The organism is Citrobacter sp. Cm038 (genome assembly GCF_030333105.1).
In the GTDB taxonomy this organism is placed as follows: Bacteria; Pseudomonadota; Gammaproteobacteria; order Enterobacterales; family Enterobacteriaceae; genus Citrobacter; species Citrobacter murliniae.
The window spans coordinates 278,604-297,417 of the sequence record NZ_JAOWGO010000022.1 but is presented as its reverse complement, the minus strand read 5'-3'; the positions used below and the strand labels follow the sequence as shown (position 1 = coordinate 297,417).

The 18,814-nt window shown below is 51.1% G+C and carries 14 protein-coding genes and 1 pseudogene; 10 read left to right on the top strand and 5 right to left on the bottom strand.

Annotated elements, in window-relative coordinates:
• The first annotated feature begins 1 nt into the window (after window position 1).
• From OGY01_RS12755 to OGY01_RS12745, 3 genes and pseudogenes are all read left to right on the top strand, one after another.
• A pseudogene (locus OGY01_RS12755) lies at window positions 2-2,632 on the top strand (replication endonuclease).
• 258 nt (window positions 2,633-2,890) lie between these two features.
• Window positions 2,891-3,295: a hypothetical protein gene (locus OGY01_RS12750; RefSeq protein WP_023230948.1), complete on the top strand. Its 405-nt coding sequence runs from the start codon at window positions 2,891-2,893 to the stop codon at window positions 3,293-3,295.
• Complete coding sequence (locus tag OGY01_RS12745) at window positions 3,292-3,882, top strand: hypothetical protein (RefSeq protein ID WP_286493186.1); 591 nt, start codon at window positions 3,292-3,294, stop codon at window positions 3,880-3,882. Before OGY01_RS12750 ends, OGY01_RS12745 begins: the two co-directional genes overlap by 4 nt.
• Window positions 3,883-3,925: 43 nt before the next feature.
• Here the strand turns inward: OGY01_RS12745 and OGY01_RS12740 are convergent, their stop codons facing one another.
• Together OGY01_RS12740 and OGY01_RS12735 are read right to left on the bottom strand one after the other, a co-directional pair.
• The gene (locus tag OGY01_RS12740; RefSeq protein WP_286493385.1) at window positions 3,926-4,201 is read right to left on the bottom strand and encodes an Ogr/Delta-like zinc finger protein; all 276 of its coding nucleotides are present in this window, start codon (window positions 4,199-4,201) and stop codon (window positions 3,926-3,928) included.
• Window positions 4,202-4,248: 47 nt separating this feature from the next.
• Window positions 4,249-5,310, bottom strand: a complete 1,062-nt coding sequence (locus tag OGY01_RS12735; RefSeq protein WP_286493185.1) for a phage portal protein — start codon at window positions 5,308-5,310, stop codon at window positions 4,249-4,251.
• An 88-nt stretch (window positions 5,311-5,398) separates the two neighbouring features.
• Between OGY01_RS12735 and OGY01_RS12730 the strand changes: the two genes are divergently transcribed.
• From OGY01_RS12730 to ybaK, 4 genes are all read left to right on the top strand, one after another.
• Window positions 5,399-5,887, top strand: a complete 489-nt coding sequence (locus tag OGY01_RS12730; RefSeq protein WP_286493184.1) for a hypothetical protein — start codon at window positions 5,399-5,401, stop codon at window positions 5,885-5,887.
• 248 nt (window positions 5,888-6,135) lie between these two features.
• The gene (copA, locus tag OGY01_RS12725) at window positions 6,136-8,637 is read left to right on the top strand and encodes a copper-exporting P-type ATPase CopA (RefSeq protein ID WP_286493183.1); all 2,502 of its coding nucleotides are present in this window, start codon (window positions 6,136-6,138) and stop codon (window positions 8,635-8,637) included.
• A gap of 99 nt (window positions 8,638-8,736) precedes the next feature.
• Window positions 8,737-9,531, top strand: a complete 795-nt coding sequence (locus OGY01_RS12720) for a TraB/GumN family protein (RefSeq protein ID WP_048221929.1) — start codon at window positions 8,737-8,739, stop codon at window positions 9,529-9,531.
• Between the two features lie 201 nt (window positions 9,532-9,732).
• Window positions 9,733-10,212 carry a Cys-tRNA(Pro)/Cys-tRNA(Cys) deacylase YbaK gene (gene ybaK, locus OGY01_RS12715; RefSeq protein WP_045440673.1) on the top strand — a complete coding sequence of 160 codons (480 nt, stop codon included), beginning with the start codon at window positions 9,733-9,735 and terminating at the stop codon, window positions 10,210-10,212.
• A 115-nt stretch (window positions 10,213-10,327) separates the two neighbouring features.
• Here the strand turns inward: ybaK and ushA are convergent, their stop codons facing one another.
• On the bottom strand, window positions 10,328-11,980 hold the full coding sequence (gene ushA, locus OGY01_RS12710) for a bifunctional UDP-sugar hydrolase/5'-nucleotidase UshA (protein WP_048221930.1): 1,653 nt from the start codon (window positions 11,978-11,980) through the stop codon (window positions 10,328-10,330).
• A 161-nt stretch (window positions 11,981-12,141) separates the two neighbouring features.
• On the opposite strand from ushA, the gene OGY01_RS12705 reads away from it, so the two are divergent.
• Both OGY01_RS12705 and ybaL read left to right on the top strand, forming a co-directional pair.
• Window positions 12,142-13,362: an MFS transporter gene (locus tag OGY01_RS12705; protein ID WP_045440668.1), complete on the top strand. Its 1,221-nt coding sequence runs from the start codon at window positions 12,142-12,144 to the stop codon at window positions 13,360-13,362.
• A gap of 226 nt (window positions 13,363-13,588) precedes the next feature.
• The gene (gene ybaL / locus OGY01_RS12700) at window positions 13,589-15,265 is read left to right on the top strand and encodes a YbaL family putative K(+) efflux transporter (protein WP_045440666.1); all 1,677 of its coding nucleotides are present in this window, start codon (window positions 13,589-13,591) and stop codon (window positions 15,263-15,265) included.
• Window positions 15,266-15,329: 64 nt separating this feature from the next.
• On the opposite strand, the gene OGY01_RS12695 is transcribed toward ybaL, so the two are convergent.
• Entirely contained in the window at window positions 15,330-16,634 is a 1,305-nt protein-coding gene (locus OGY01_RS12695; RefSeq protein WP_045440663.1) for an inosine/guanosine kinase, read from the bottom strand.
• 152 nt (window positions 16,635-16,786) lie between these two features.
• Here OGY01_RS12695 and aes point away from each other — a divergent pair, with 152 nt between their 5' ends.
• Entirely contained in the window at window positions 16,787-17,746 is a 960-nt protein-coding gene (aes, locus tag OGY01_RS12690; protein WP_200012215.1) for an acetyl esterase, read from the top strand.
• Here the strand turns inward: aes and hemH are convergent.
• Window positions 17,743-18,705, bottom strand: a complete 963-nt coding sequence (gene hemH, locus OGY01_RS12685) for a ferrochelatase (protein ID WP_045440655.1) — start codon at window positions 18,703-18,705, stop codon at window positions 17,743-17,745. The genes aes and hemH overlap by 4 nt on opposite strands.
• Between the last annotated feature and the right edge of the window lie 109 nt (window positions 18,706-18,814).

The window sequence follows — 18,814 nt, the reverse complement described above, 5'->3', positions numbered from 1 at the left end:
CATGACTGATTTCGCATGGCCTTGGAACGCACCGCGCCCAGCCGTTGGCCCGTACATCTACGAGCCGAAAAAAATCGCCCCGCTTGCCGGGGCGGTGGCGCATCATCCAGCCGTTGAAAAACATATCGACCGGCTTTTCAAACGTGCCGGTTATAACCCTGGTGAAGTTCGCAACCGTGACGCGCTGATCCTGTCGCTGGAGCGATACGAACCGCGCGGCATTCCACTGGCTACCCATCAGAATTTTATCCGCAAGGAAAGTGAGGCGGCCAAAGCTGCGTCGATGGCCTGGGCGAATACGCCGGAAGGCGTCGAGGCCCGTTTAGTATCAGAGCCGTTCTTCATTCGCGAAGTCTGGCGCAAAAAAATTGAATGGTTACGCGCCAATCGTGAAGCCAGACACATTAATGATTTTCTTATGGGGACCGTGAAAAAATCATTGCTGCGTCTTGATGCTGTCCGTATCCGGCAAGGGGTCGCGACGGATGTCGCCAGCGAACTGGCCGCATACTGGCGGGGGCGCTGGCAACGACTGGCAGATTTTACCAAACGGTAAGCACTGAGCGCCACGAATGAGATAGCCAGCCGCATGGCGGAAATGTTTGAAACAGAATGCACAGCGCTGGGGGTGCAGGTTGAGACGATGAGCAATGACGATCTCGACTGGCTATATTGGCACCTGGGCCGCGAGGCGTTGTCTTTGCGTGTAGTGCCTCCTGCGTGGCGCGGTGAATGGGAACGCGAACGCATCTTCACCGCCATTTTGCGTATGTCATCACCGGACTGGTGGGGCCGTAAAATCTGGCGCTTGCGTTGTGACTGGCGCGAAAACCAGTTACGTGCGACGGGTGCCGTGCATAAAAAAGCCCATCCCTATATCAGCGCGTCGAGCCTGATTGAGTGGCAGGAGCAGCGCCGCAAAAACCGCGATTTCTTCAAAAGCCATGAGCTCGTTGATGAAGACGGCAACGTCTCGTCACTTGAGGAAATGATTAACAAATCCACATCTAACCCGGCTATTCGCCGTCATGAGTTAATGGCGCGTATGGCTGGTGTTGAGCTTGTCGCACAACAGTGCGGGGATGTGGGCATCTTCCTGACCATTACCTGCCCTTCGAAATATCACAGCAATATTCACTCAGGGCACAATAACGGCAAATGGAACCATACGACGATTGCCGAGGCGCAGCGGTATTTATGCCGCGTCTGGAGCCGTGCGACTGCCAAGCTAAAGCGCGAAGAATTGCGCCCGTATGGGTTCCGGGTGGCGGAGCCACATCATGACGGAACACCACACTGGCACGCGTTGCTGTTCATGCCAAAAGCGGAAGTCAAAGCCACTATTGCGATCCTGCGTGCTTACTTTATTGCAGAAGACGGAGACGAGTTAGGCCGGAATACAGGTGCCCGTTTCAAGTCAAAAAAAATTGATCCCAGCAAGGGATCTGCAACGGCGTACATTGCTAAATACATTTCAAAGAATATTGATGGTCACGCCCTTGCCGGTGAACTTGACGATGAAACGGGCAAGCCGCTGAATGAAACGGCTAAGTATGCAATGGCGTGGGCATCCCTTCACCGTATCCGTCAGTTTCAGCCCATCGGGCAGCCACCGGTCACGGTTTACCGCGAATTGCGCAAACTGAGCAATCAGGTGACGCCCCAGAAGAAAATAGCGAACACCTTCAAACGCGGTGCCCCGTTACTTGCAGATCCTGACATGGACGCAGTTTGCGCCGCTGCGGATGTGGGATGTTTTGCAACCTATATCATCCGTCAGGGTGGTGTTCTCATCCCACGTAAAGACTACGTTGTCCATCTAGCGTACCAGCCCGCCGATGAGATGAACCCTTATTGTGAGATCCCCGAAAAGGTTTATGGCGTCTGGTCGCCGCGTCTGGGGGAAGTTTCGCGCATTTGCACCCGTCTGGTTAAGTGGAAAATCCGCGCTAAATCCAGTATCACCACCGGGGCTAAAAACGGCCCCGGTCAGGGTTTTGACCTTTTGCCGTCGCCAGCCGGCGACGCTTGGAGTTCTGTCAATAACTCTACGGAAGACGAAAAAATCACCGATTTTTCACTGTCAGAAATGGCTGTGCCAGCTGACGGAGAGTTAAAGACAGAAGATTCAGACGATGAAATCGTCGATTTTGAAGATATGGACCAGCCAACGCGGCGCAAATTGATGCGGCGACTACGTGAAACACCATTCAAAAGGCGGCAAAACGGATCACCTTATGAGCCAGGAAGCGAATTAGATGTCGCCTGGCGTTCTGCCGTTGAAAAAACCGAGGCCAGATCGGCGGCTGAAAAAGCCAGGCGGGCAGCGCTTGCCCCTGCGGTTGCCAGTCTGCTGGCTGATGCGGCGTTGTGTTCGGTTGAGATTTCAGAGATTCAGGCCGTTTCGCTGTTAATGGGGAGTCGTATGGAGATTGGCGGCAAAGTTTATCAGGCCAGTGCTGACGGCCAGTTGATAACGCGTCAATTACCTGATGAGTCACGGATGGTGAATAAATTATGGGAACGTCTGCGGGATAACCACGGCATTGATGCCACGCAGCTGCGGTTTGATCCGGTCGGGGAGTATCAAAAAATGCTGGCGGATGCGGAAGGTCGCCACCCAAAAGAATGAATGCAATCGCGCTGGCCGTCGCAACGAGTTGCGTCGGTTGGCGTGATTCTGCGGGTGCGGGCGGCAAAGAGCCCGCGTGAAAGAGTCAGATTTAGAGGAAACCTATTGAATATCAATTAAAATTGCGTCAGACCTTATTAGAAGGTAGATAGATGTTCTTCAAGGATAGCAATCAGTTTTTATTGCAAGCTTAATCGTTAAACGTCAGACTTCTAAGCCCAAAGTTGATTTTTATGCCCTCAATTAGACGAGGTTAAGATGTTTGATCGGTTGGCTGCAAAGTCACAAAGTTCGGTCGAAAAAGTAACCGTTAAAAACGTTATGAATCCACTATTGTGGATATGTGGATTGGTATCAATCCCTTCATTGGGCGTGATTTTTTGGTCCAAAGGGGCAGAATCCTGGGTGGTCGATTTTCTAGCTATAGTTCCACCTACCGCAAGTATCATTTTTTACGGCTATTTTGCTCTAAGAAGCCCTGATAGATTGCAATCTGAAGGGTATCAATTAAAGAAGCAAGTCATTGAGTTGATAGAGGAAAAGGGTTCTATTGGACCTATAGACGCGCGTAGTTTAGAGGTGATATCAAATCCTGATTTGATCAGACTTGAATCTCATCCAAAACCTGAAGAAGAAATTGTTATCAATAAGGAGTCAGAGTGAATAAGCTCTACATTTTTAACTACTCCGATACAGCTGGTTCGCGCGAAGATGTAAAAAAATGGCTCGACCAGGAAGAAAAGGTCACTACATGGCGATATGATTTGCCACATTGCTTTTATGTGATTTCAAAAGCTAGTGCGAGTGAGCTAAGCAAATCCTTTATTCAGTTTAATGGTAAGAAAGGACGTCATTTATTCGCTGAAATCACTGACAATCGTCAAGGTCTATTGACAACGAAAAGTTGGTCCGTAATGAGAATGAGGAGATATACAACAGACGATTTGACTGTTAACGACCTCCTTTACAAAGATGAGTATGTCGATACTGCAACTGACGTTTCTGACGACCCAAAAGTTATTATGTCAGATAGTAAGCGATTGAATAGGAATGAAAAATATGAGGTCCTTCATTTCTTAAATGCACTGACAGGGAAAAATAATTCTAAGTTGAATCAGAAGGTCAGGAGGATTTGTGAATGGATGATTCATGAGCACTTACCTTCCGACATACAAAGCACCAAGAAAATCCGCACCTGGATTGCTGATAACTATGTGGAACTTTCTAAATCATACCCTCATGATGATTGAATATCCCCAACATTGAAAAAAGCCCGCTTTGCGCGGGCTTTTTTTATGCCGTCTGGCCGTTGAGCAGGTCCAGCGCGAATTGACGTTCTTCCGGCTTGAGCCGGTCAATCAGAAATTTAACCAACTTGTTGCCGGTCAGCCCGCTGGGGCTGAGGGTATGTGAAAACTGAGCGTTAAAAACAAAGGTGTAGCCGCATTCAACTTCTGTGCAGGCGCAGTATAAATCAGCCAGTTTTTTGTCTTTCCAGTCAGATTTACGAATGATGTCCGGTGAGCCGCATTCAGGACATTTAATTTTAAAAACTCGCATGTTCACCATCCCGCACGCCATTGCTAACAATGGGGATGATTTTAACTTAACTGCGCTCATTTTTCGCCCTTTTCGGTGGTAATTGCCGGGATATCCACGTCAAAAACCAGGTGCAAGTGTGCGGGGATCTCCGGGTCATTGTTGATGCCGTTCATTAGCTTGCGCTGCAAGGGGATAACTTCATCCTTGCGATAGGTTGTGCGGGCAGTTTCAGGGTTGCCCATTACAGAGCCGTTAGTCGGGATGATACCCGCCAAGCCAGCGGGGAAACGGTGGGCGGTAAAGATATCCTGCGCGGTGATCCCTTTGATGTTGGCGAATTCATCCTTTGCGCTGACTTCGCCCACTGGCATGATTTTAACCCCTTCCGGGTCGCCCTTCGGGATGTTGATAAACATATTGCGGAAGTTACCCAGCCCTTTGGACTGGGCGATCTTCTCTTTGATTTCGTTTTCCATTTCCAGCGTGAGATTGGGATCGCTGGTATAGAGAATAAAGCCCATGTGCGCCCCGTTATTGTAGTAACGGCGCCGGAAGATGGTTGCCTCACTGTTGAGTAACACTGAATGGATGCCGCCGATATAGTCAGGCAGGCCATACACCTGCTGGCGCGGGTCGTACATTTTAAAGAAGACGATGTCTTCCGGGTCATAGATAAGCGCTGGCCCTTCCTGCAAAACAGCAAACGCCCCGTCTTTCCGGCAGCGCAGATACAGCGACGGCAACGGCAGCAGGTCGATCACTTCCCCGAATACGTTACGAATTTTCAGGATAGCGACGTCACCAAAGATCAGGTAATCAAAGACAGCCTGTTCGACCTGGTCAGGCGTCAGGCCGCCGCCGATGTAGCCACCGGCCACCATATTGCGCCGTGCATACAGCACCCCGCCGTGCTGGCCGTTAAGGTTCGGCAACTGGGCCAGCGCCAGGCGATCAATCGGAAGTCGCCAGTGGTCATACTCATTGTCATACCAGATATTGTGATAATCCGTGCCGGTCGTCAGGATGGGTTCGGGTTCGCCAAATGTGATCACGCTTCCGCGCCCTGGCGTGAAGGATTCAACCTTGTTGCCGGTCATGGACCTGAATTTTTTATTATTACGCTGTTTCTTTGTCATGCTGCTTGTCGCTATGTTTTCAGGTTTTGCAAAACGCAGCGATAGTGATATAGAAAATGATCAAAGGGTTTGATTAGTGGGGATTGAAATGGAATTAACAAGTTTACACATTGGCTTGATTGCTGCTGCTGGCTCTCTAATTGGGGTGGCAGCAACAGCTTGGGTCAACTGGAAGATTGCACAAAACAACCGTATAAAGGCGCTTTACGAGTGGCGTAGGGACAAGTTTTTATCACAATCATATGAATTTTTGGATAAATTTAGAGAATGTACGGTTAGTAACAACAGAGATAGTAAGCAATTCGATCCCAATATCATTACAGAAATGGCGATAAAAAATTATGCGAGCTGTGATCAGAAAGCCTTTCAACTCTGCTTACTTATGTCAGAGGCGACAAGATTTGAATTCCTTGAGAAATATAAACATTTGAAAGTTTCAACAGCAATGAAGACAGATAAAATGCACTGGGATTTTGTATCTGGAGATCATTACTCTTACTTTGGCACACCAGAGGATTATACCGAACTTAATGAAGTCATATCCCTGTTACACAATGTACTGGAAGAAATGAAGTGAAACCGAGATTTTATAAACTGGTGGTTTAAGGTTTGATCTTTCCATCCACTCAATATGTACAAAAAAAGCCCCGCTCATACGCGGGGCTTTGTCTTTGTAATGTGGACACTTTTTTCGAAGTGTGGACGCTATGTGGACGCTGATTTTAAAAATCCCTTTCAATCAGCAATTTAAACGCTTGACCTTCCCCTTGCCGGAAGGTTTAACCTTTATCACAGTCAGTTAATCCCGTAAGAAAGGAGTTTGTTATGTCTCAAACGATCGACCTGACCCTGGACGGTTTGTCCTGTGGTCATTGCGTTAAACGCGTAAAAGAAAGCCTGGAACAACGTCCGGACGTTGAGCAAGCGGATGTCACCGTGACTGAAGCGCACGTCACTGGTAGCGCCAGCGCTGAAGCACTGATTGAAACCATCAAGCAAGCCGGTTATGGCGCAGAGTTAAGCCACCCAAAGGCTAAACCGCTGGCGGAGTCATCAATCCCGTCGGAAGCGCTGGCAGCGGTCCCTCCTGAGCTTCCGGCAGCTACGGCTGAAGATGACAGCCAACAGTTGCTGTTAAGCGGCATGAGCTGCGCCAGCTGTGTCTCTCGTGTACAAAATGCGTTGCAAAACGTACCGGGCGTCACGCAGGCACGGGTGAACCTGGCGGAACGTACTGCGCTGGTCATGGGCAGTGCGTCCGCCGAACAATTAGTTCAGGCCGTGGAAAAAGCGGGCTACGGCGCAGAAGCCATTGAAGATGATGTTAAACGTCGTGAGCGCCAGCAGGAAACAGCCGTTGCCACTATGAAACGCTTTCGCTGGCAGGCTGCGGTCGCACTACTGCTGGGCATACCTGTCATGGTATGGGGAATGATTGGCGATAACATGATGGTCACCGCCGACAACCGCAGCCTGTGGTTGGTAATTGGCCTCGCCACGCTCGCCGTAATGGTATTTGCAGGCGGCCATTTTTACCGCAGCGCGTGGAAAAGCCTGATGAACGGCACCGCGACAATGGATACGCTGGTGGCGCTGGGTACAGGTGTGGCATGGCTCTATTCCATGAGCGTTAACCTCTGGCCACAATGGTTCCCGATGGAAGCGCGACACCTCTATTATGAAGCCAGTGCGATGATTATTGGTCTGATTAACCTCGGACATATGCTGGAAGCGCGCGCTCGTCAGCGCTCCTCTAAAGCACTGGAAAAACTGCTCGACCTCACCCCACCAACAGCACGCGTGGTCACTGAGGAAGGTGAAAAAAGTATCCCTCTGGCAGATGTTCAAACAGGAATGCTATTGCGCCTGACCACTGGCGACCGTGTTCCGGTAGATGGCGAAATCACCCAGGGTGAAGCCTGGATGGATGAAGCCATGCTGACCGGTGAGCCGATCCCGCAACAAAAAGGAGAAGGCGACAGTGTCCACGCGGGTACCGTGGTTCAGGATGGCAGTGTACTGTTCCGTGCCAGTGCCGTTGGCAGCCACACCACGCTGTCACGCATTATTCGCATGGTGCGTCAGGCACAAAGCAGTAAGCCAGAAATTGGCAAACTTGCCGACAGAATCTCCTCCGTATTTGTGCCGGTTGTGGTGGTCATCGCACTGGTAAGTGCCGCTATATGGTACTTCTTCGGTCCGGCGCCGCAGATTGTATATACGCTGGTCATTGCCACCACCGTACTGATTATCGCCTGCCCTTGCGCGCTGGGCCTGGCAACGCCGATGTCAATTATTTCGGGGGTCGGTCGTGCCGCAGAGTTTGGCGTCCTGGTACGTGATGCCGATGCACTACAACGTGCCAGCACACTTGATACCGTCGTGTTTGATAAGACCGGGACGCTGACCGAAGGTAAACCGCAGGTTGTTGCCATCAAAACGTTCGGTGATATCGATGAAGCTCAGGTGATACGTCTGGCAGCGGCCCTTGAACAAGGTTCCAGCCACCCGCTGGCCCGCGCAATTCTGGACAAAGCCGGTGATGCCGTGCTGCCACAGGTGAATGGCTTCAGAACGCTGCGCGGATTAGGGGTCAGCGGCGAAGCGGAAGGTCATTCACTACTTCTGGGGAACCAGGCCCTGCTCAATGAACAACAGGTTGTCACCACAGCAATGGACGCCGAAATCACAGCACAGGCCTCTCAGGGTTCAACCCCTGTGCTGTTGGCCATTGACGGGAAAGCGGCAGCTCTGCTGGCAGTACGTGACCCACTGCGCAGTGACAGCGTGGCGGCACTTCAGCGTCTGCACCGCGCTGGGTATCGTCTGGTGATGCTCACAGGGGATAACCCGACCACCGCCAACGCCATTGCTAAAGAAGCGGGTATTGATGAAGTGATTGCGGGCGTCCTGCCTGACGGCAAAGCCGATGCGATTAAACGCCTGCAAAGCCAGGGGCGTCAGGTTGCCATGGTTGGTGATGGTATTAACGATGCACCCGCACTGGCCCAGGCCGATGTGGGGATTGCGATGGGTGGCGGTAGCGATGTCGCCATTGAAACCGCAGCAATTACGCTAATGCGCCATAGTCTGATGGGCGTTGCGGATGCGCTGTCAATCTCGCGGGCGACGCTGCGTAACATGAAACAAAATCTGCTCGGCGCATTTATCTACAACAGCATCGGCATCCCCGTTGCCGCCGGGATCTTGTGGCCCTTCACCGGAACCTTGCTTAATCCTGTGGTTGCCGGTGCTGCGATGGCGCTCTCTTCGATTACCGTAGTGAGCAACGCTAACCGATTACTGCGCTTTAAACCCAAAGAGTAATCGCCTTGCCGGATACCATTAGCAACACGTATCCGGCATTTCACTCATTGCACCTTCCATGACCACGCGCTAGCATGAGATTTTTCAACGGGAGGTCGTATGGATCTGTTATACCGGGTAAAAGCATTATGGTCTGCACTACGCGGCAACCATTATACCTGGCCTGCCATTGACATCTCTTTGCCCGGCAATCGCCATTTTCATCTCGTGGGTAGTATCCATATGGGCACCCGCGATATGGCCCCACTCCCGGCAAAACTGCTCAAAAAACTTCGGCAAGCAGATGCCTTGATCGTTGAAGCCGACGTTTCCGGCAACGATTCCCCTTTTAGCGATCTCCCCTCCTTTGCGCCGCTTGACGAGCGGATAAGTGAAGATCAACGTCAGCAACTGCATAAAATTACCGATGAACTGGGTATTTCCCCTTCCCTCTTTTCGACTCAACCGTTATGGCAAATCGCTATGGTGCTACAGGCAACACAAGCGCAACAGTTGGGGCTACGAGCAGAATACGGAATTGATTACCAGTTGCTAAAGGCGGCAAAACGGGAGCAGAGGCCAATCGTTGAGCTGGAAGGCGCATCCAGCCAAATCGATCTGTTGTGTCAGTTACCGGATAATGGTCTGGCTTTACTGGACGACACCCTGACACACTGGCATACCAACGCCAGACTGCTGCAACAGATGATGGGGTGGTGGCTAAAAACGCCACCGGAGAATAGCGATCTTAAGCTACCCAATACCTTCAGCCAGTCGTTGTATGACGTACTGATGCACCAGCGAAATGAAGCCTGGCGGGATCGACTCTGTGCAATGCCAGCTGGCCGCTATGTGGTGGCTGTGGGCGCGCTTCATCTATATGGAGAAGGAAATTTGCCGGAGATGTTGCGATAAAAAAATGGCCAATATTTCTATTGGCCCGTCAAAGAGGAATTTCATCGTTATTATTATGCCGATGCTTAATGCATCGATCCAGGTTGATTGTCGCTCAAAGTCAGCATCCTGCCAATACTATTGCGCAAGATGGTACTATTTTTTACACCGTCATCAGGCGTATGCTTAAAGCGTATTTAGTGTTAGTCAGGAATAATTGCTATGACACCCGCCGTTAAATTACTCGAAAAAAACAAGATTTCTTTTCAGATCCACGCCTACGATCACGATCCGTCGGAGACAAACTTTGGCGACGAAGTGGTACGTAAATTAGGTCTGAATGCAGATCAGGTCTACAAGACATTGCTGGTTGCTATGAATGGCGATATGAAACAGCTGGCGGTCGCCGTCACGCCGGTCGCCGGACAATTGGATCTGAAAAAAGTCGCGAAAGCGTTAGGGGCTAAAAAAGTCGATATGGCCGACCCCATGGTCGCACAGCGCGTTACCGGCTATCTGGTTGGCGGCATTAGTCCGCTGGGACAGAAAAAACGCCTGCCTACGGTGATCGATGCACCAGCCCAAACCTTTGACTCCATTTATGTCTCCGGTGGTAAACGCGGGCTGGACATCGAACTGGCCGCAAGCGATCTGGCAAAAATTCTGGATGCTAAATTCGCTGATATCGCACGTCGTGACTAACTCTCTTTTGCCCGGTAACGCAACGTTTACCGGGCCTGCTACTGATACAGGGCGCAACTCTGCACATTCTGTCCGAGCAGTGCCCGGGTTCAAAATGGCGAACAAAATAGCCCTGTTACTGCCAGCTCACTTCACCTTTCGGTTCATACGCGCTGGCATCCAGCGGTGAATTCTTCTGTACGAACTCTTTCAGCACTTCCGCATCGATAAACCCGGTATTCACGTATCCCGGTTTGTTATCAATTCGCGGATACCCATCTCCCCCCGTGGCGTTGAAGCTTAGCGTTGCCATGCGATAGGTTTTTGCCGGATCAACAGGTTCGCCCTTGATCTGCAAATCATTCAGCTTGCCGTCTTTCGCCACAAAGCTGACGTTAGCAAACTGAGGATAAGCACCGGAGTCAGGCTTCATTTGCGCTACCGCGGTCAGATAGTCAATGGCCTCTTTACCGCTCATATCGGCATACACCACTATGTTGCCAAACGGTTGTACCTTCAGCACGCTCTTATAAGTAATATCACCGCCTTCAATGGAGTCACGAATTCCCCCCCCGCTCATCACACCAAAATCAGCGCTGGTACGCGCCATTTGTGCGGCCAGAAGCAAACGCCCCATATTGGTCTGCACAAACCGCACTTTGCTACGGTCACCTTCGAGACGCGCATTTACGCTACCAATTTTAACTTCCAGTTGCGCTTTGCCTTTATTCTGGAAAGGCGTCAGCAGAGAGAGCATCTGCTGATTTTCAACGATTTCCGGGGTGTAAAGTACGCGCTCACTTTTACCGTTATCCCAGGTGACTTTTTTCTTCAGGTTTACCGGAATAAGTTGGTAGTTCACCATTTTCATTTCGCCGTTACGGAATTCAAAGTCTGCACGACCAACATATTTCCCCCACTCATGCGCCTGTACAATCCAGATACCATTTTGCTTGTCTGGCGCACATGGTGTTCCCGGCACGTAATCAACCTGCTTTTTATTCTCCGACGCCATACACACTGGATCCTGTGAGTGACCACCCACAATCATCGCCAACGCTCCCGCAGGCAGGCTGCGCGCCATTTCCACATCACCTGGAGCGTTTGAACCATGGTTGCCGTTGTCATAATGCCCCATATGTGTGGTAGCAATAATGACATCTGGCTTTTCACCCATATTGAGTTCCTGGATCACCAGTTTGGCTTCGTCCGCAGGCTTACGAAACTCAATATCGGTGAAAAATTCCGGGTTACCAATTTTCGCCGTATCGTCAGTAGTCAGACCAATAACGGCAATTTTTAAATCCTGACGCTTAAAGATGGCCCACGGCTTGAATAAACGCTCACCGGTACTTTTCTGGTAAATATTGGCAGAAAGAAACGGGAATTTTGACCATTTTTCCTGCTGTCGCAATACGGTCAATGGATTATCAAATTCGTGGTTTCCCACCGCCATTGCGTCATAACCAATCAGGTTCATACCACGAAAATCAGGCTCCGCATCCTGGAGATCAGACTCCGGTACGCCGGTATTTATATCGCCGCCGGATAACAGCAATACGCTACCGCCTTCTGCAGCAACCTCATTACGAATGCCATCCACCAGCGTTTTTTGCGCTGAAAGTCCGTATTCACCATATTCGCTGCGCCAGAAATGGCCGTGGTGATCGTTGGTATGCAGAATAGTAATTTTGTAGGTTTTATCTTTTTCGTAAGCCTGAGCAGGCTGACCTGCCACCGCAAATGCGGCCAATAACGCCAGCGCCACGCCCCGTTGCAAAAATTTCATGTTTCTCTCCCTGACTCAATATCAACCGCTGAAATTACAATGATATGAAATAATAGCCGAAAATGTTTTCAGAAATGAGACTTCCTTCAAACACCAACCGCAGGTATGTTAGTCGGATAATAATTTCATCTGCACCCTCTAATAATCATTGAAGTGAACCTATGGCAACGAATCAAACCGCTCAACCGATCCCCGGCTCCGCTGCGCCGTCGCAAAAAGCACGCACCTCATTTGGCATTTTAGGTGCCATCAGCCTCTCCCACCTGCTTAACGATATGATTCAGTCGCTGATCCTGGCGATTTACCCGCTGTTGCAGTCAGAGTTCTCGCTGACGTTTATGCAGATCGGGATGATTACTCTGACCTTCCAGCTGGCCTCCTCTCTGCTTCAGCCTGTTGTCGGCTACTGGACGGATAAATACCCGATGCCGTGGTCGCTCCCCATTGGAATGTGCTTCACACTCAGCGGGCTCGTCTTACTGGCCATGGCGGGCAGTTTCCACATGGTGTTGCTTGCCGCAGCGCTGGTCGGTACCGGTTCATCGGTATTTCACCCAGAATCGTCCCGTGTGGCGCGTATGGCCTCCGGTGGTCGCCATGGACTTGCTCAGTCGATCTTCCAGGTCGGGGGCAACTTCGGGAGCTCTCTGGGGCCCTTACTGGCGGCTGTCATCATCGCGCCATATGGAAAAGGTAATGTGGCGTGGTTTGTTCTGGCGGCATTATTAGCGATTGTGGTACTGGCGCAAATCAGCCGCTGGTATGCAGCACAGCATCGAATGAGTAAAGGTAAGCCGAAAGTCGCTATTGTGAATCCACTACCACGTAATAAGGTGGTGTTGGCCGTTGGCATTCTGTTGGTGCTGATTTTCTCCAAATACTTCTATATGGCGAGCATCAGCAGCTATTACACCTTTTATCTGATGCAAAAATTCGGATTATCGGTACAAAATGCCCAGTTTCACCTGTTTGCTTTCCTGTTTGCCGTTGCGGCCGGAACGGTTATTGGTGGACCATTAGGCGATAAGATTGGCAGAAAATATGTTATTTGGGGCTCTATCCTTGGTGTAGCGCCATTTACCCTCGTTTTACCCTATGCAACGCTCCACTGGACCGGGATTTTAACCGTGATTATTGGTTTTATCCTCGCATCGGCCTTTTCGGCCATTCTGGTCTATGCGCAGGAGCTACTTCCAGGGCGTATCGGCATGGTTTCTGGGCTATTCTTCGGATTTGCCTTTGGCATGGGGGGCCTCGGCGCTGCGGTGTTGGGGCTGGTTGCCGACCATACCAGTATCGATTTGGTCTATAAAATATGTGCTTTCCTTCCACTTCTTGGGATACTGACCATATTCTTACCTGATAACCGACATAAAGCTTGATTTTCCTGCGGCCAAAAGTACTTTTTGGCCGCTCACACTTACAGAGACCATCAGCCTTTACCCCGAATATACCCCTCAGCTTTTCCGATCCGTGCTTTTTTATGTCTAAAATCCTGTTTTCATCAAAATTCAATAATTATTCATAAACATAATCATCAAAATTGTCATAAACTATTACCCGGAGTTAGTTTTTTTCAGGATCAACACAGCAATCAAAGGAGACGGAATGCATCACGCCACCCCGCTTATCACCACCATTGTTGGCGGCCTTGTGCTCGCTTTTATATTCGGCATGCTTGCCAATAAACTGCGTATTTCTCCTCTGGTGGGATATCTGTTAGCGGGCGTTCTGGCCGGTCCATTTACACCTGGTTTTGTTGCTGATACCAAGCTTGCGCCGGAGCTGGCGGAACTTGGCGTTATTTTGCTGATGTTTGGCGTCGGGCTGCACTTTTCTTTGAAGGATTTGATGGCGGTAAAGTCCATCGCCATTCCCGGCGCGATCGCCCAGATAGCCGTGGCGACGCTGCTGGGTATGGCGCTTTCAGCTGTGCTGGGCTGGTCGCTGATGGTCGGTATCGTCTTTGGACTGTGTCTTTCAACCGCCAGTACCGTGGTGCTACTGCGTGCTCTTGAAGAACGACAACTGATTGACAGCCAGCGCGGGCAAATCGCCATCGGCTGGCTTATTGTAGAAGATCTGATGATGGTTCTGACGCTGGTTCTCCTGCCAGCCGTCGCCGGAATGCTGGAAAAAGACAATGTCGGCTTTGCTTCGCTGGCCGTAGATATGGGCATCACCATCGGCAAAGTAGTGGCGTTTATCGCGATTATGATGCTGGTTGGCCGTCGCCTGGTGCCGTGGATTATGGCCCGCAGTGCCGCAACAGGCTCACGTGAGCTGTTCACCTTATCAGTACTGGCTCTCGCCCTGGGTATCGCTTTTGGTGCCGTGGAGCTGTTTGATGTCTCCTTTGCGCTTGGTGCGTTCTTCGCCGGGATGGTATTGAACGAATCTGAATTGAGCCACCGTGCGGCGCACGACACCCTGCCGCTGCGCGATGCATTTGCTGTGCTGTTCTTTGTTTCCGTCGGGATGCTGTTTGACCCATTAGTTCTGATCCAACAGCCGCTGGCGGTACTGGGTACCCTGGCCATTATCATATTTGGTAAATCGGTTGCCGCATACTTCCTGGTACGCCTGTTTGGTCACTCACAGCGCACGGCATTAACCATTGCCACCAGCCTGGCGCAAATTGGTGAATTCGCCTTTATCCTGGCAGGGCTGGGAATGGCGCTTAACCTGTTGCCGCAGGCCGGACAAAACCTGGTGTTGGCCGGGGCGATCCTCTCCATTATGCTCAACCCGGTACTGTTCGCCGTGCTGGAAAAATACCTCGCAAAAACCGAAACGCTGGAAGAGCAGACACTCGAAGAAGCTATCGAAGAAGAGAAACAAATCCCGGTCGATATCTGTAATCATGCCCTGCTGGTTGGTTATGGCCGCGTCGGCAGTCTGTTGGGTGACAAATTGATGGCAGCGGGTATTCCTCTGGTAGTTATCGAAACCTCTCGTACCCGCGTGGATGAACTTCGAGCACGAGGGATCCGCGCCGTTCTCGGAAATGCTGCTAACGAAGAGATTATGAATCTGGCGCACCTGGATTGTGCTCGCTGGCTGTTGCTGACGATCCCGAATGGTTATGAAGCGGGTGAAATTGTCGCTTCATCGCGTGAGAAATGCCCGACGATTGAGATTATCGCCCGCGCACATTATGACGATGAAGTAGAGTACATCACCGAGCGCGGAGCCAATCAGGTAGTGATGGGCGAGCGTGAAATTGCACGTACGATGCTGGAACTGATCGAAACGCCGCCTGCCGGTGAAATGGTCACGGGTTAATGCTCCGGATGTCAGTCAGTTAAACACGCAGGCCCGGTAAACTCAACGCTACCGGGCCCTTCGCTTAACGATCCCAGTAAGACTCTTCGAGGCTGTCTTCACGTTCAGGCAGACCCCGCGTCAGGCGCGGAGAATGCTGATTCAGCACCTGATAACTCACGCGATTAGCATATTTACATACCTGAGCTAACGATGAATAAGTCAGCCAGGTGTATTTGTGTTTACTCGAGTTCGGTACATTGCTGCGGTGGTAGCTGTTGGCGGTAATATCATGCAGCAATGCCGCCAGTGCACCATCACCAGCCCCGTTGGTGTTCATGATTTTTTCCGGCCCGCCCATGTACGGCGCAATGTGCGAATAAACGCGCAGCGGATTCGTACAATCTTTATAGCGCATCGCGCGGCTGAACTCGTACTGATTGAATTCGGCAATGGCCCCCGGCAGCAGCGGATGCTGAGTTTTGCGTTTGACCTCATCTTCCGTGAAGCCGGCCATATACAGCCCCACGGGTCCCGCAGTACAGAGCACCAGATCCACCCAGTCCAGCGCCTTGTCAGAAGCCAGTAGCGGATCATTTTCACCGGTCAGCGCCTCAGCCTCTTCTTCATTCATAGCCAGAATTGAGACATTCTCTTTCAGGAATTCCTGCCACCATTGCGGGTTATCAGCAATAACGAATTTCGTTCCCAGGGTCAGTACCACCGGAACATTGTGCTTTTTAGCAAACTCAATCGCCTTCATGGTTGCTTCCGGCATCGGCTCACCCGGCTCACAGCGCACCAGATACGATGTCAGCACCAGCGCAGAAGCACCGGCAATCACTGATTCAGGAATGCTATCCGCACGCAGCTTATTCATATGCCCGGGGCTTATTGCAAAGGTACGCTCACCGGATTCGCCAATCAGAGTGAAGCAGCGACCGATAGGGCCATCAACACCCTGGAGGTAGTTCAAATCTGTGCGGCTGGAGGTATTGCATAAATAGCGATACGCGTAGCTGCCAATTTCGATATTGCTGCACATGACGCCCAGCAGTACTGAGCGATCATCCGCCAGCACCGAGTAGTTGTGCATAGTGTTGCCGATGGTTCCACCTGCAAACTGATGGGTGATCAAATTTTCACGTACCAGCTCCTGGTAGAGCGCTTCTGCGACATCATCACCAATCACCAGAGAATGCCCGGCGCTTAATCCATAACGTTTCACAAAGTCGTCATCAACTCTGGCTTCAATATCCACCAGCGTTTGATCAATACCGACCACCCAGGCTGCGCTGGTCTCGTTTTCAGTTTGAATTTGTTGCAGCAACGGATCGCGCGCGTTGACAGGAAAATAGTGTTTGGATTTACGTTTACCGGGAAATTTCATGGTCGATTTTACGGGTGGTTAACTAAGCGGTGCATGGTAGCACATTCCTGACTGCGCATGCGATGAGGCATAAGTTTCAATATCAGACGGTGAGATCTCAGTTTATCCGGCATCAGTTTCTACAATAAATCACCCTTCACAAGGAGCGTTTTATGAAGCCAGATAACAAGATCCCCGTACTTGACAGAATTTCAGACGAAATGAAAGCCGTGGTGAATTTTCATCGTGATGATCTGCCGCCGTGGCCCGCCGCCGATGATTTTGTGGCCCAACGTCAGCATTATATCCATGAACGGCAGTTCTGGAATGCTGATGGCCCACAAATGAGTACCAGAGAGTGTGTCATTTCTACCGCACAAAGCCCCGTTACCACACGCATCTATTCGCCGCAGTCCTATAGCAAGGCCACGCTGTACTACCTGCATGGCGGGGGTTTTATACTTGGCAATCTCGACACACACGATCGCATTATGCGTCTGCTGGCGCACTACACCCAGTGTACCGTGATTGGTATCGACTATTCGCTGTCACCGGAGGCTCGCTTCCCGCAGGCCATCGAAGAAATTGTCGCCGTGTGTCAGTACTTCCATCTTCACGCCCGTGAGTACTCACTTAATGTGAGTAACATCGGTTTTGCTGGTGATTCTGCCGGCGCAATGCTGGCGCTCGCCAGTGCGCTATGGTTGCGTGATAAGCAGATAGAATGTGGCAAGGTGACAGGCGTGCTTCTGTGGTACGGGCTTTACGGTTTACGCGATTCACTTAGCCGCCGGCTGATGGGGGGAGAGTGGGATGGCTTAACTCATCAGGATCTGGAGATGTACGAGAACGCGTATCTGCGTAGCACTGAAGATCGTGAATCACCCTATTATTGCCTGTTTAACAATGACCTGACGCGCGACGTGCCGCCATGTTTTATCGCAGGTGCGGAGTTCGACCCGCTGATCGACGACAGTCGGTTACTCTATCAGACGCTACAGGCGCACCAGCAGCCTTGTCAGTACAAAATGTACCCCGGCATGCTGCACGCCTTCCTGCACTATTCGCGGATGATGAAAACCGCCGACGATGCCCTGCAGGATGGCGCGCATTTCTTTAGGGCGCAGCTTTAGCGGTACGCTTCAGTCAGTTTCAGCATCATCTCGATATGTTCCGGTGCGGCATTCAACGCCGGAATATACTCATATTTCTTACCACCTGCCTCGAGGAATATTTCCCGGTTTTGCACCGCGATCTCCTCCAGCGTTTCGAGACAATCTGCCGCAAATCCCGGACACATAACCTGGATATGACCGGTACCTTTCTCCGCCAGCATTTTTAGCGTTTCGTCGGTGTAGGGCGTCAGCCACGGCTCCCGGCCAAAACGGGACTGGAAAGTCATCATCACTTTTTCCGGTGCCATACCGAGGGCCGACACCAGCTCACGCGTGGTGTCGCGACAGCGTTGCGGATAATCATCACCTTCATCGGCGTAACGTTGCGGAATACCGTGGTATGAAAGCAGCAGCAAATCGGGTTCGCCATGTCGTGCAAACGAGTCACGGGCGCTTTTAGCCAGCGCATCAATATAGGCGCTGTCATCGGCATAATCGCGAATAAAGGAGATACCGGGAATGCCCCGCTTACGCGCTAAAATTCGCGCCAGTTCGTCCCACACCGCCGCCACCGTAGAGCAGGAATATTGCGGGTAAAGCGTTAAAACTACGATGTGCTCGACCCCATTCGCCAGCAGTTCATCTACTGCACTTTCCAGCGAGGGGGAACCGTAGCTCATACCCAGGGCAACGGGGGTATCCGGCAACTGTGCAGCCAGGGCCTGCTGCTGCGCCCTGCTGTATACCATCAACGGCGAGCCATCTTCCATCCAGATGGACTGGTACAACTTCGCCACGCGCGGCGCGCGCAGCGGCAGGATCACACCGCGCAACAATGGCCACCATAACAGGCGGGAAGTATCGACCACGCGTTTATCGCTTAAAAACTGACGCAGATAGCGTTTAACGGCTTCGGGGGTTGGGGCATCGGGGGTGCCAAGATTAGCCAGCAGGATACCGGTTTTCGTCTGACGCATTACCGCCTCTTATCGATTCAAATTGTTGATAATTGTAGCGGAAAAGCGAGGAAGAAGAACTAATTGCTGTAAGAGGTAAAATAAGAATATGCCTGATGGCGCTACGTTT

Coding starts and splice junctions, on each gene's coding strand:
- OGY01_RS12750 (WP_023230948.1), top strand. CDS start 2,891: ATGTTTGATCGGTTGGCTGCAAAGTCACAAAGTTCGGTCGAAAAAGTA.
- OGY01_RS12740 (WP_286493385.1), bottom strand. CDS start 4,201: ATGGTGAACATGCGAGTTTTTAAAATTAAATGTCCTGAATGCGGCTCA.
- OGY01_RS12735 (WP_286493185.1), bottom strand. CDS start 5,310: ATGACAAAGAAACAGCGTAATAATAAAAAATTCAGGTCCATGACCGGC.
- OGY01_RS12730 (WP_286493184.1), top strand. CDS start 5,399: ATGGAATTAACAAGTTTACACATTGGCTTGATTGCTGCTGCTGGCTCT.
- copA (WP_286493183.1), top strand. CDS start 6,136: ATGTCTCAAACGATCGACCTGACCCTGGACGGTTTGTCCTGTGGTCAT.
- OGY01_RS12720 (WP_048221929.1), top strand. CDS start 8,737: ATGGATCTGTTATACCGGGTAAAAGCATTATGGTCTGCACTACGCGGC.
- ybaK (WP_045440673.1), top strand. CDS start 9,733: ATGACACCCGCCGTTAAATTACTCGAAAAAAACAAGATTTCTTTTCAG.
- ushA (WP_048221930.1), bottom strand. CDS start 11,980: ATGAAATTTTTGCAACGGGGCGTGGCGCTGGCGTTATTGGCCGCATTT.
- OGY01_RS12705 (WP_045440668.1), top strand. CDS start 12,142: ATGGCAACGAATCAAACCGCTCAACCGATCCCCGGCTCCGCTGCGCCG.
- ybaL (WP_045440666.1), top strand. CDS start 13,589: ATGCATCACGCCACCCCGCTTATCACCACCATTGTTGGCGGCCTTGTG.
- OGY01_RS12695 (WP_045440663.1), bottom strand. CDS start 16,634: ATGAAATTTCCCGGTAAACGTAAATCCAAACACTATTTTCCTGTCAAC.
- aes (WP_200012215.1), top strand. CDS start 16,787: ATGAAGCCAGATAACAAGATCCCCGTACTTGACAGAATTTCAGACGAA.
- hemH (WP_045440655.1), bottom strand. CDS start 18,705: ATGCGTCAGACGAAAACCGGTATCCTGCTGGCTAATCTTGGCACCCCC.